Source organism: Candidatus Gracilibacteria bacterium (assembly GCA_041661045.1).
In the GTDB taxonomy this organism is placed as follows: domain Bacteria; phylum Patescibacteriota; class Gracilibacteria; order UBA1369; family 2-02-FULL-48-14; genus 2-02-FULL-48-14.
In genome coordinates, this window is sequence record JBAZVE010000001.1 from 68,824 (window position 1) to 81,951 (window position 13,128).

Genomic DNA, 13,128 nt, shown 5'->3' on the forward strand with positions numbered 1-13,128 from the left:
ATGTCAATAGGGGCCGGATTTAAGAAAGCTCACGGACACACCATTCGCATTTGCCACAGACTTCGAAGTCGTCGGTGTTTAAGAAACGAAGATCTTGAATGTCTTGGTAGACGGAGGTGATGAGGGTTTTGAGATCCTCTTCCTCTTGCGGTGTGACAAGAATGGTGGAGCGGACAAATTCGCCGGCCTTGTTTTTTTGGACAAAGTCGATTTCACCACTCTTCATGGAGTAAGGGAATTTTTTGGAGTTGTCGCAGAGCAGTTTGTAAAAAATAATTTGACGGCGGTATTCGCCTTGTGGCCCCAGTTCCTCTTTTTTTCTATCGGGATTCCCGGTTTTATAATCCACAATGTGGGCCGGGTGCTCGGACCCTTCCTTGAGCTCAATTTTGTCCACTTTCCCGGTGATGGGAATGCCATTGAGGTGCACTCCATGAGGCCTAAAATCATATTCCAAAAGAACGGCGGGGTGAAAAGAGTCGCGGTAAAAATCATAATACTCCCCCAGTGTTTTTTGACCGAGTTCCAGGCAGGATTTGAAGTCTTGTTTGGAAAGGATTTCCCTTTCCAGGTGTTTTTGAAATTGCTTCACCATGAATTCTTTTGAAGGAGCCTCCCCTTTTTTGACTTCCACTAAAAGATCTTTGAGCGCTTCGTGAATGGCGGTTCCAAAAGCGGCGTGTTTGTTTTTTATGGAAGGTACCCGGAGCACGGTGTTGTAATAAAATAAGCGGGGACAACGAAGATAATTGTTGAGGTGTGTGACGCTGAGTACAAAGTTTTGGACCAGACTTTTGATGTAGTTTTTATGGTCTTCGGAGTGATCCGGTTTTGGACTCAGAAAAAGTGTTTTAAGGTGCGAGAGTGCGAGATCTTCGACTTCCGCCGTGGCGATATTTTGTTTGAAAACGGGGTCGATTTCATGCAAAAAGAGTGAGGGCAAAACGGGACGGCCCTGCGCATTCGTTTTGGGATAAGAGAGTGTTACGGATTTTTTTGCACGGGTGAGTGCGACGAAGAAAAGGCGCCGTTCCTCTTCATCTTTTTCGGAAGAGGCCGGTATTTTTAAAAGTGTGGGAGGAAGCTTGAGCTTGCTGCGAGAAGAAAGATTTCCCCAATGTTTATCGGTGAAATTCATGATGAAAACCCGTTCAAATTCAAGCCCCTTGGACCCGTGAGCCGTCATGAGTCGCACTGCATTTTTCTGGGTGATGAGTTCTTTCTCCTTGATGATGAGACCGTTTTCTTTGAGCAAATCCAAGTACGCAATAAAATCGGCGAGCAGCATTTGAGGATGCGCGGCATTCCACTGTTTGAGCTCGTCAAAAAGAGTGTTGAGGCGATTGAGGTGCTCCAGTTGATTTTCTTTTTTGAGAATGGCATCCAAGAATCTGGATTCCTTGAGCATGAGATCAAAAAACTCCAAAAGAGTGAGGTTGAAGCTTTTCTTATTCCAATTCAACAGTTGCTCCGTGAAGGCGGAAAAAACGGGTGACGCTCGCATGATTTCCAAAAAACTTGTACGGGAGGAGTAGGCCTGACGGCTGAGTTTTGCGATGTCGAGAGAGTCAAAATTCCACAAGTCGAAATGAAGGATGGTGAAGAGCTGAGACTCATCTTCCAAGTTGGCCACAAAGCGAAGGAGCATGAGCAGTTTTTGGATTTCTTTATCCGTCAAAAGGTCTCGGCCGGAGTTGATTTGAAAAGGGATTTTCATCCGTAAAAAAAGATCGGCCAAGTCTTCCGCTTCACGGTTGTTGCGATACAAAATAGCGATTTCTTGCGGGGCCGTGCCCGCTTGGATGAGGGCCTCCACCTCTCGTGCCAAAAAGTAGCGCTCGCTTGCCGGAGTTTCCAATTCCGCCACCCGTACGAGCTCCGCAGGATGAGGGGCGTTGGCGTGCAGTGTTTCACTTTTTTCTTGCAGGAGGCCGGCCAGAGATTGTTCGCTGTGACGAATGAGGGATTGAGCGGCATCCAGCACTGTTTGTTGACTGCGGTAATTCTCTCTGAGGGACACCACCTGAATGTTCTTTTTGTACAAGTTGTAGAACAAGAGCAGGTTCTCCAAAGAAGCTCCCTGAAAACGATAAATGGACTGTTTATCATCCCCCACCACAAAGATATTCGGGCTTTCGAAAAAGTCTCCCAGCATGCGCACCACTTCGTTTTGGGCACTGTTGGTGTCTTGATATTCGTCCACTAAAATATATTGGAACTGCTCTTGGTAGTGCGCCAGAAGGCTTGGATTCTCTTTGAACTTGGCGATGACAAAGGCAATCATGTCTTCAAAATCGTAACGGCCACGGCCGCGCAGCAGGTTTTGATACGCCGTATAGAGTTCCACCAAGACGCGTTGCTTGGGCAGTTCTTTTTGCCAGAGCTCCAGCGCGGCCTTCAGTTCCCCTTTCATTGCGGTGCGTTGTTTTTTATCGGTGGAATCTCCTTGCAAGGCGGAGGCAAAAATCGTGCCTCCGAGCCCGGCTTTGATCGCCTCAAATTCCTCTTCTTTGAGTTGTCCCCCATTGATGGCAACAAATGCGCTGATGGCTTCCTGATGCTCTTCCATTGTTTTTTGCAGGGCCTCCACCTCCCTATTCAAAGCCTCCGGTGAAAGATTTTCCCGCTTGAGATCTTTAATGGCTCTGTCGATGTCTTTCAAGTAAAAATAGGAATCTCCAAAAGGACTAAGTGGAGAATTTGGGCTGAGTTCATCCAAGAGTTCTCGGAAGATTTGGATTCTTTCCAGCTCCGTCAGCAGAGCGAGTTCTCGAGCAAATAAAAACTCGGTTGGAAAGTCCTGGATCACCTCATTACAAAAAGAGTGAAAGGTATGAATCCGCACTCCATAAGCCGTTTCCCCGATGATTTCGATGAGGCGTTTCCGCATGGCAACCGCCCCCACTTCTGTGAATGAGAGACACAAAATATTGTGTGGCGAAGCCTGTGTTTTCTTTAGGATCTGAGCAATGCGCAGCGCAATCATTTGAGTCTTCCCTGTTCCCGGACCCGCCAAAACCATGGTCGGTCCTTCAATATGGTCCACCGCTTCTTTCTGTTCGGGATTCAAGTGTTCATAAGCTTCTTCAAAAGTCATCGTTGGCGTTTAAATGCTGCTGGGCTTTTCTCAACAGGTCTTTTGCGTTCTCATAAGTGAGCCGGTCCAGGGCCTCCTGATAAGGCAGCCATTGAAAGTTTTTGTGCTCAAAAGAAATCTTTACGCTGCTTTCCTCTGTTTTTGCCAAAAAGTACACCACTATTTTTTTGACCAGTTCTTTGGGCCCTCGATTGAACTCGTAGTACATCGACTCTCGATACGATGGGCTGAAAATAACCTCTTTGATTCCGGTCTCCTCTTCCAGTTCACGAAGGGCTGTGGCGTGCTCATCGACATCTCGTTTCTCCACATGGCCTTTTGGGAAATCCCAATGCCCCCCCGGGTAATGCAGAAGCAAAAAACTCCGCTCCTTCTCCAGGGCTTGATACAAAATCACACCACACGATTTTTCATGAACCGAGTGACGGCGAAAAGGTCTTCTTCTAGGCTGAGGATGGGTTTCCATAATTGTCTTGAGGGTAGCACGAAAAGGGGCTTGGTGCGAGTGAAAATTCTCGAAAACCGTTTGTCAGGAAAATTTCAGGAAAATGTCAGAAAAATATCGTTAGACTGGGCTTATGTGGCGTTTTCTACTCAAAGTTTTCTTTCCCTCTCCCTGCGTTGATTGCGGTTTTTTGAGTGAGGCTCTGTGTACGCGGTGTTTTAACAAAGTTGAGTTTGCTCCACACTTGCGGGATTTGGAGGGACTCCAGGTTTGCAGCGCGGTTTATTACGAGGAAAAGTCCATTATTGGCCGCTTGGTTCACCCCTTTAAATACTCTCATCAAGCGGATTTGTTTCGAATTTTTGTGCCGTGGATGAAGGAAGCGCTTCGGCTGCTCCACAATTTTGAAGGGGCCGTTTTTGTACCGGTTCCTCTCTACAAGGGGCGGCTGCTCGAACGGGGCTACAATCAAGCCGAGCTTTTGGCGCGATGGCTTGCCCGGGATTTTGGCACCGTGATGGTGCCGATGCTGGAACGGTGCAAAGACACCGGGTCTCAAGCCAAAATCAGAGATCGGAGCGGACGGATTGAAAATATGGAGGGGGCGTTTAAAATGGTGTCCGGATGCATGGAGGAGTATCCAATTGTGCTCGTGGATGATATAGTAACGACCGGTTCCACTCTGCTGGCCTGCGCTGAGGTGCTTCGGGCAGCGGGAGCCAAAAAAGTATTTGCATTAACCCTGGCCGATCGTGAAAAAAAGAAAATTGGTGCTCGGGATTGATGCTTCACGCAGCACTCAAAGCAAACCTACGGGCGTGGAGCAGTACAGCACCGAAATCATTTCAGCTCTACTGAAGGAAATTCCTGATTTTGAAGTGAGACTGTACACGCCGGCTTGGATCTCCCGATTTCCACGAAAATTGCAGAAGCGATTACGGGCGTGGCGACTGTGGACACTGTTTCGCTTGAGCCTTGAAATGCTTTTGCATAAGCCCGACATGCTTTTTGTGCCGGCCCATGTATTGCCTTTTTTTGCGCCCCGGAAAAGTTTTGTTACCATCCATGACATTGCGTATGAAAAAATTCCCGAGTCGTATGGGATGCTGAACCGAAAGTATTTGCGATGGAGCACCAAGCGAGCCCTCCACCATGCGGAAAAAATTATTGTGCCAACGGAATCCGTGAAGTTCGACTTGGTCAGCCTTTACAAAGCGGAACCTGAGAACATCGTTGTGATCCCCCACGGAGTTACTCCTTTGCCTAAACCCGATGCCGCGGCACTCAAACGGTTTCGCCACCGTTTTGGACTTTCTCCCACCGAAGCCCTTTTCTTTTTCATCGGACGCTTGGAGGAGAAAAAGAACCTTTTGGTCTTGGTGGAAGCTTGGACCTTGGTGCAAAAAATGTATCAAAAAGGCCGCTTGGTTTTGGCGGGCAGCATGGGTAATGGCTCCGAGGAGTTGTTTAAAAAAATTGAAACTTTGGGCGTCAAGGAAAGTGTTCTAGTTCCGGGCTACCTCTCGGATCATGAGGCCTCTTGCCTTTTTCACAGTGCCACTTGCTTCATTTACCCCTCACGGGAGGAAGGCTTTGGGCTTCCCGTGTTGCAGGCTTTTGATGCCGGCTGCCTGGTGATTGCCTCTGACATCCCTCCCCTGCGAGAAGTGGCGGGCGAGGCCGCCTTGTTCGCCGATCCGGGACACGCCAAAGATTTTGCTGAGCAAATGATGCGCATTTTGGAGGATGAGCCCTTGAGGGAATCTTTGCGTGCGCAAAGCCGTGAGCAGCTCAAAAAATTCTCGTGGAAAAAAGCAGCTCACGCTCTGGCTTTTGAATTCCGTGATTCTTCGCTACACTCTTCACAATGAAAATTGCCTTTGTTCACGATTTCCTTTTGAGACTCGGTGGTGCCGAGCGGGTGCTTAAATCCTTGATGGATATGTATCCGGACGCACCCGTGTACACGCTGCTTTATGATGAGGCCGCGGTCGGTGAGGTTTTTCCGCGAAACCGCGTGATCACTTCAAAATTACAAAAATGGCCGCGCTTCATTCCCGGCATGCACAAACTGATGTTTCCTTTTATGCCCGGGGCCATTGAGGATTTTGATTTTAGCGGTTACGACATCGTGGTGAGCAGCAGCAATGCTTATGCCCACGGCATCATCACTAATTTGGAAACTACGCACATTTGTTACACCCATTCCCCCATGCGTTACGCCTGGGACTACACGCATCAGTATTTGCGGGATCAAAAACTCGGGCTCCTTGGCGAGGCCGTGGTCAGCCGTTTACTGCATAAGGTGCGCATTTGGGATTTCCTTGCCGCGGACCGCGTGGATATACACATCGCCAACTCCAAAACCGTGCAAAACCGTATCCAAAAATATTATCGCAAAGAGTCGCAGATCATCACCCCTCCGGTGAATACAGAGCGGTTCGCCCCCCACCCCAAGCACGAAGGCTACTTTTTGATGGTGTCTTCGTTGACGCCGTACAAGCGCATCGATTTGGCCATTGAAGTCTTTAATAAACTCGGCAAACGGCTAGTGATTATTGGACAGGGGAATGATGAAACTCGTTTGCGCCGACTGGCCGGCCCACATATCGACTTTTTGGGTTACAAAGAGGACGAAGTGGTGAAGGAATACATGGAAAATTGCCGCGCCTTTATTTTCCCCGGTGAGGAGGATTTTGGCATCGCCCCCGTGGAGGCCATGGCCTGCGGGAAACCCGTATTGGCTCTGCGCAAGGGCGGCCTCGTTGAAACCATGATTGAGGGCGTTACCGGCCAATTCTTTGACGAGCAGACCGTGGAGAGCATGGAAGGGGGCCTCACCCAACTCCTCATCAACGAAAAAGACTACGACGCCGAAACGATTGCCAAACACGCCCAACAATTTAGCGAAAAGAACTTCCAAAAAGCCATGAAGGCGGTGATTGAGGGGGCGGGGGAGAAGTGAATTTAAGCAAGCCTCAAGAATTTCTGGCACATTTGTGGAGTTGGTGTATGATTGGCTCTCTGTAAGCATTTTATGACTGCTCTCTACCGAAAATATCGGCCGCAAAGCTTTGGGGATCTGCAGGGGCAGAGCGCTATTCGAACCACGCTGCTGGAGGCGCTGAAGCAGAATCGTTTGGTGCATGCGTATCTGTTTTCCGGGCCAAGGGGAACGGGTAAAACCACCACGGCGCGATTGATTGCCAAGGCTATTCAATGTGAAAAACGGCTGGATACGGGAGAGGCGTGCGGTGAATGCGAGATTTGTAAAATCAATGCCAGGGGGGATTTGGTGGATTTGGTGGAGATTGATGCGGCGTCCAATCGGGGAATTGATGAGATTCGGGATTTGCGGGAGAAAATTCGTTTTGCACCCACACATGCCAAGACCAAAGTCTATATTATTGATGAGGTTCACATGCTCACCAAGGAGGCGTTCAACGCCCTGCTCAAGAGCTTGGAAGAACCCCCCTCCCACATTGTTTTTATTTTGGCGACCACGGAATTGCATAAAATTCCGGAGACTATTTTGTCGCGCTGCCAACGCTATGATTTTAAACGGATTTCGGAGCGGGAGATTGTGGCGCGGCTGGAGTGGATTGCGGCGAAAGAGAAAATGGAGTTTGAGCCGGCGGCTTTGGAGCTTTTGGCCAAGCGCGCGGAGGGAGGAATGCGTGATGCGATTTCGCTTTTTGAGCAGTTTGGCGGGGAGAAGGTGACCGAAGCGCGCGTACGACAAAGGCTGGGCCTCACCGATCATCAATCGTGTGAAGAGCTGTACTCTGCCTTGGGCAGTGCGGATTCCGAGAGAGGCCTGCGGGTGATTGAGAATCTGTACCAAGAGGGTTACGATTTGCAGCAATTCACCACCAGTTTTTTGTCTTATTTACGAGGCAAAATTCACAGCGCTGTGGCTGAAAAAAAGCAGGGCGTGCTTCCCAAACTTTTGGATTGGGCGGAACTCTTTGATGATGCGTGGGTGAAACTCAAACGGGCCAGCATTGCCACTCTGCCTTTGGAAATTGCCGTTTTGCGAGCGGTTCAGGGGAAGGAAGTGGTGCAAAAAATAGAGACCGTGCAGGCCCCGTTGACGGCGAAGCCGAGTGCAAGCCCGGCTTTTACTCAAGAGAAACGGCCCGAAGGTTTGGTGCATTTGGATGCGCTTCGTAAACAACTCCCCAAAGTCATCAGCAGCATTTCGAATCCTGCAATACGCGCTTCCTTTCAAACGGGACAATTGAAAAATATTGAAGGTGAAAAACTGACTTTTATTTTTTCTACAAAGTTTCATTTGAGTAAAGTGGAGCATCCGGAGGCTCTTGTGGAGATTGAGAATGCACTCAAAACTGTTCTTGGACAGGAAGTGAAATTGCATCTTGAGCTTGAGGAAATTTTGACTCCTTCCGTGATGAGCGCTGCCGCCGTCGGTGCTCCGGCACTGGACTCCCAAGATATTGGCTGGGATACTGTGGAAGAACCTTTGCCATGATGACCTCTATCGATCAACTCAGGAAAATCCATTTGGCGCTTGGCGGACTCGACGCCAGTGTGATTCACATTACGGGGTCCAAGGGCAAGGGAACTGCCGCCCATTTGCTTGCCAAAACTCTTGAGCTGCATGGCAAAAAAACGGGGCTTTTCACTTCTCCCGCTTTGTTTGGAGTGGAGGATGAAATTCGAATCAATGGACAGCCCATTTCAACGCTGGATTTACAGAACATTTTTAATCGAATCCGTGAGCTTGATTCTGAGCTTTCTCCTTTTGAAGAACAAACGCTCGCGGCGTTGCTGTGGTTCCAGGAGAAACGATGTGAATTTGTTGTTTTGGAATGTGGATTGGGCGGCCGTGATGACGCCACCAATATGATCGCTCAAAAAAGCTTGTGTTTGCTCACGCATATTGAGTTGGAACACACGGCTGAATTGGGGGATTCCATTGAAAAAATCGTGCACAATAAATTGGGTATTTGTATGCCGGGAGTGCCTCTACTCACGGTCCCCACTCAGCCGGAGGAAGTTTTTGAAATTCTTAAAACAGAGGGGCTGGCCGTTTTGATTGCCGGCTCTTACGACCTGGGTTTGCATCATCCCGAAAGTGCCGGACTCGCCGTGATGGCGGCGGAGCTTTTGGGCTTTAGTATGGACAGTGTGATTCATGAAGAGCTTTCCAAACTTGTGATTCCGGGACGCTTTGAAATCCTGCCTTTTGGCAAACACACGGTGATTTTGGAGGGCGCTCACACTTACGACAGCATCGAGTATTTTCTGGGCCGTTTGCAGGAGTTCACTTGGGAGCGAGGCCTTGTGGAGCCGCATTTTGCTGTCCACATTTTAAAAGACAAGCCTGCCGATTTATGGAGACTTTTCCCCTTGGCCCGAAGCGTTTGGGTCCCCATTCAAGATGACCGAGCCGGCGCTAAGCCTGCCGAAATGGAGGAGAAAAAGATTGAAGATATTTTCAAGTGGCTGGAGGCTGAAGTGGAGCCTCAACTCTTTGTCTTCTGCGGCTCATTCCGTCTTGTTGCGGCGGTGAAACGGGCTATTCAAAAAACTTCATAAATGCCTGCTCGCTTAGGACGCGGACGCCCAGTTCTTGAGCTTTTTCTAGTTTGCTGCCGGCTTCTTCACCGGCAAGAACGAAGTCTGTTTTTTTGCTGACAGAGCCGGTCACGGAGCCGCCACTGCGCTCAATCATGGTTTTGAATTCTTCTCTTGGACGGGAGAGTGTCCCCGTGATGACGAAAGATTTTCCATTCACTCCTTCCACCACTTCTTTTTGAGCGGGCCAAATGAGTTCAAGACCGGTGCTTTGAAGTTTTGTGAGCAGGTGTTGATGTACAGGAATGGCAATCCACTCCGCGATGCTTCCCGCAATGCGTTCACCAAAACCTTCAATCTTTTCCAAATCCTCTTGGGGAGAAGTCTTGAGTTGTTCAAGAATGAGTGCGGGGCTTGGGGCCGAGGCATTGGAGGAAGCATGTAAATATTCCGCCAAAAGTTTGGCTACTTGTTCACCCACAAAACGGATGCCGAGGCCGTAGAGGAATTTTTGAAGTGGGACCGTGCGACGAGCTGTAATCGCCTCCAAAATATTTTGCGCTTTTTTTTCTTTAAACAGAGGGAGTTCCAGCAGGTGTTCTTTGGTGAGCAAAAAGAAGTCCGCAAAATCTTTTACAAAACCGAATTCAATGAGTTGATCCACTACTTTTTCTCCGAGGGATTCGATGTCGAGCGCGCCGCGAGAAACAAAGTGATGGAAAATTTCCCGTTTGCGAGCAGGACATTCTGCATTTGGGCAGCGGCGCACGGCCTCCCCCTCGGGCTTCACCAAAATGCTTTCGCACGACGGGCAAAGTTTTGGGAAAACAAACACCTCCGCATCGGGAGGCCGCAAGTTGCTCAGCACTTCCACCACTTCCGGGATCACATCGCCGGCTTTTTGGATGACGACGGTGTCTCCAATACGAATATCCTTTCGTTCAATTTCCTCTTCATTGTGTAGTGTTGCTCGCGAGACGGTGGAGCCCGCCACCGAAACCGGCCGGAGCTCGGCCACGGGAGTGGCGGCACCGGTTCTTCCAATTTGAATGGTGATGCCTTCCAACACAGTGGTGGTTTGCATGGCCGGAAATTTGTATGCCACCGCGAAGCGTGGGGACTTTGCAGTGAAACCCAGTAGTTCTTGTTTCCTTTTTTCGTTCACCTTAAACACCACTCCATCGATTTCATAGGGCAAGGATTCACGGTCTGCTTGCCACTTTTCCAGGTATGCGATGCTGGCCTCCGCCGATTGATGCACGGCGCAATTGGCGTTGACGGGGAGACCCAGTTTTTTGAGCCGTTCCAGAACTTCGAATTGCGTCGGGATTTCGCCTAAATTGTTTGCTCCCAATTCGTAACAAAACATATGCAAGTCTCGCGCCGCCGCCACCGCGGGGTCCAACTGCCGTACCGTCCCGGCGGCGGCGTTCCTTGCGTTGGCAAAACCTTCCATCTTTGCAAAACTGGCTTTGGGCAAAATCACCTCGCCCGAAACCTCCAAATCCACTTCTTCAAATAGAGTGAGTGGCACGGTTTTAATGGTTCGAATGGTATGCGTCACCTCTTCGCCTTCTCCTCCGTTGCCCCGCGTCAGCGCTTTGACCAATTTCCCTTTCTCGTACCAAAGCGTGATGTTGAGGCCATCCAATTTCAACTCAGTCACAAATTCACAGTGCCCAACCGCTTTTTCCACTCGCTGCTCCCAATCTTGCAATTCTTCCAAAGAAAAAACATCCGCCAAACTCCATTTTCGACTCTTGTGCTGCACTTTTGGAAATTTTCCCGAAAGCATGCTGCCCACCCGCCTTGTGGGCGAATCTTCGGTCACCAAATCCGGAAATTCCGTCTCCAATTGAATCAATTCTTTTTTGAGGGAGTCTCGCACCGCTTCCGAAACCTGAGACTCATCCAACACAAAATATTCATAATTCCTCTGCAAAATCTCCTTCCTCAGTTGTTCCATCCGAATTTTGGCTTCCCCTTTGTTCATGGTTGTAAATTTACCGAATCTTTGCTATAATATACAGATTAAATTCCACTTATGGCAGACCTGAACCCACTGTACGACCCCAAGACCGACAACCTCGCGACCCCTCCCGAGGTCCAAACTATGCTGAATCAAGCTCCAAAAGCGGATTCCTGGACCAGCGAGGAACAGACCTTTTTGACGGATATTTTGGCTAAGGTGGAGGCTGGAACAATTCAGCTCTACTCCCCCAGTTCTCTGCTCAATGCCGCGGTTTATGAAGCCCTTTCTCCCGAACTCAAGGCCAAGGCCGATCAAAGCACCCCATCGATGCTGACCGCCATCCGTGAAATTGTGAATTTGATGAAACTCAACCCCGAGCCCAGTACGGCCGTTCAAAGCCTGGTGGGCACGCTTTTGGTCTCCAAAAAACGCCTGGAAGAAGCCGGTGATATTTTTATAATTTAGATTATGGCCTCAACAAACCAACCTTCAGAAAATCCCTCAAGTGAACCGGTGGATAAAGACCTCCGAGAAGCCGATGCGCTTTTGCGAAAAATTGCTGAAAAAGAGGGCAAACAACTGACTCGATTGGAAAAGTCGGAGTTGGTGGGGGATTTGAATATTAAGATCACAAACTTGCAGAAAAAGATCACTGACGATGTGGCGAAAGCTCCGGACAAACAAAACCTGAGGAAGCGCAAAGATTGGGCGGACCGCCGAGATGACCTCACCGAAAAACGCGCGGAAATTTTGAAGCAGCCCGATGAAAAAGCGGATGCCCGGATTGCAGAAGTGCAAGATCAAATGATCGCTGAGGGAAAAGAGGCTGAGGCCGCCCGGGCTGAGATCAAAACTCTTACTGACAATATTGCAAAATGGGAAGCTGAATTGGCCCCTCTTCGGAGCTCTCAAAACCCAAATGACCTTGAAAGGGCCGCCAATCTTGCGGATGACATTAAGGCAGCGAAGAAAGACTTGGAACGAAAAACAGACGGGGGTAAAAATGAAGTCCTTTTGGATACTCGCCAGAGACAGGCCGCCGAATTGGCTACAAAGGCAGAGGCCCTGCGCGTTGAGAAAGAGGAAAGCGCAAAGGCCGATCAACAGTTGACTGAAGACCTGGAGAGTTTGGATTCCGCTGCAGAGGGTACCGCGAGTACGGAGTCTGCCCCTGCTGCTCCTGCCGAAGGCACACCGCCGCCCGAGGGTACACCGCCTGCTCCAGGTGAGACCCCTCCAGCTGATTCTGATGAGACTGCACCACCCACCGAAGGCACGGAGACAAGCGAAGAGCCCCTTACCGATGAAGAAAAAGCGGCGCTCAAGAAAGAAGTGTTGAATGGTGCTGCCGCCCAGGTTGCTCACAGCTTAACCCTGAGTCTTCTGGATGGGAAACCGGATAAAGATGCCAATATGCTCGAGGGCTTTGAGTGGACTATGAAAATTGGCCTTTTGAAACTTGCTTTGGTTTTTGGCGGAGAGCCCAAGTGGACTCAACTTTTGACTCAGGATCAAAAAGATAAGCTCTTTGCAGATGCCGGCATGGTGATCACTCAAGAAGCTCGAACAACGGGTAAAAAAGCCGGACAAATGCGCACCATCATCAAGTGGGAGAAAGTGCCCGAGGCACGGCCCATCCCCGAAACCATGGTGCCGGTTTTTGAAGCCGCTTTTGGTAAGGATGAAAAAGCCATGAATGCGGCCTTTGCAGATATATATCCGGAGACCACCGTGACCAATCTCCGCGATCCTCTTCCCAAGCCTCTGGTGGAGGCAAAAGACATCAAAATGGCGGCTTTCCTCGATGCCATGATAGCGGCCGGGGCCACTCCCGACACTAAAATTATAGAGTTCTTCGGTGTTGGAGGGAACGCCGCCTTGGTGAAAAATGCGCTGCCAGCTGCCGAGGTTCCAGCTGCAGAAGGTGAGACTCCGGCTGCCGAGGTTCCAGCTGCAGAAGGTGAAACTCCGGCTGAAGCAAGTGCTCCTGCTGCCGAGGGTGAGACTCCGGCCCCTGAAGCACCTCCTGCTCAGTAAGTTAAAGTGGCTTTCTTGAGCCATAAAGGTGTTGTT

General features: G+C 49.7%; 9 protein-coding genes and 1 pseudogene. 6 read left to right on the top strand and 4 right to left on the bottom strand.

Annotated features, from left to right (window positions below; translation table 25 throughout):
• Positions 1–19 precede the first annotated feature (19 nt).
• Positions 20–3,097 (bottom strand): UvrD-helicase domain-containing protein, encoded by a 3,078-nt coding sequence (locus WC777_00385; GenBank protein ID MFA6023665.1) that lies wholly within the window; start codon positions 3,095–3,097, stop codon positions 20–22.
• 46 nt (positions 3,098–3,143) lie between these two features.
• Positions 3,144–3,563: pseudogene (locus WC777_00390) on the bottom strand (NUDIX domain-containing protein).
• 112 nt (positions 3,564–3,675) lie between these two features.
• Here WC777_00390 and WC777_00395 point away from each other — a divergent pair.
• Entirely contained in the window at positions 3,676–4,536 is an 861-nt protein-coding gene (locus tag WC777_00395; protein ID MFA6023666.1) for a ComF family protein, read from the top strand.
• A gap of 511 nt (positions 4,537–5,047) precedes the next feature.
• Here the strand turns inward: WC777_00395 and WC777_00400 are convergent.
• The gene (locus WC777_00400; GenBank protein MFA6023667.1) at positions 5,048–5,365 is read right to left on the bottom strand and encodes a hypothetical protein; all 318 of its coding nucleotides are present in this window, start codon (positions 5,363–5,365) and stop codon (positions 5,048–5,050) included.
• Between the two features lie 44 nt (positions 5,366–5,409).
• Between WC777_00400 and WC777_00405 the strand changes: the two genes are divergently transcribed.
• From WC777_00405 to WC777_00415, 3 genes are all read left to right on the top strand, one after another.
• Positions 5,410–6,513: a glycosyltransferase gene (locus WC777_00405; protein MFA6023668.1), complete on the top strand. Its 1,104-nt coding sequence runs from the start codon at positions 5,410–5,412 to the stop codon at positions 6,511–6,513.
• Between the two features lie 66 nt (positions 6,514–6,579).
• A complete protein-coding gene (gene dnaX / locus WC777_00410; protein MFA6023669.1) occupies positions 6,580–8,880 on the top strand; it encodes a DNA polymerase III subunit gamma/tau in 2,301 nt (766 codons plus the stop codon).
• Between the two features lie 35 nt (positions 8,881–8,915).
• Entirely contained in the window at positions 8,916–9,104 is a 189-nt protein-coding gene (locus tag WC777_00415) for a hypothetical protein (protein ID MFA6023670.1), read from the top strand.
• Here WC777_00415 and ligA read toward each other — a convergent pair.
• Complete coding sequence (gene ligA, locus WC777_00420; GenBank protein MFA6023671.1) at positions 9,085–11,076, bottom strand: NAD-dependent DNA ligase LigA; 1,992 nt, start codon at positions 11,074–11,076, stop codon at positions 9,085–9,087. The genes WC777_00415 and ligA overlap by 20 nt on opposite strands.
• Positions 11,077–11,127: 51 nt before the next feature.
• On the opposite strand from ligA, the gene WC777_00425 reads away from it, so the two are divergent.
• Together WC777_00425 and WC777_00430 are read left to right on the top strand one after the other, a co-directional pair.
• On the top strand, positions 11,128–11,520 hold the full coding sequence (locus tag WC777_00425) for a hypothetical protein (protein ID MFA6023672.1): 393 nt from the start codon (positions 11,128–11,130) through the stop codon (positions 11,518–11,520).
• Between the two features lie 3 nt (positions 11,521–11,523).
• Positions 11,524–13,092: a hypothetical protein gene (locus WC777_00430; GenBank protein MFA6023673.1), complete on the top strand. Its 1,569-nt coding sequence runs from the start codon at positions 11,524–11,526 to the stop codon at positions 13,090–13,092.
• Positions 13,093–13,128 lie beyond the last annotated feature (36 nt).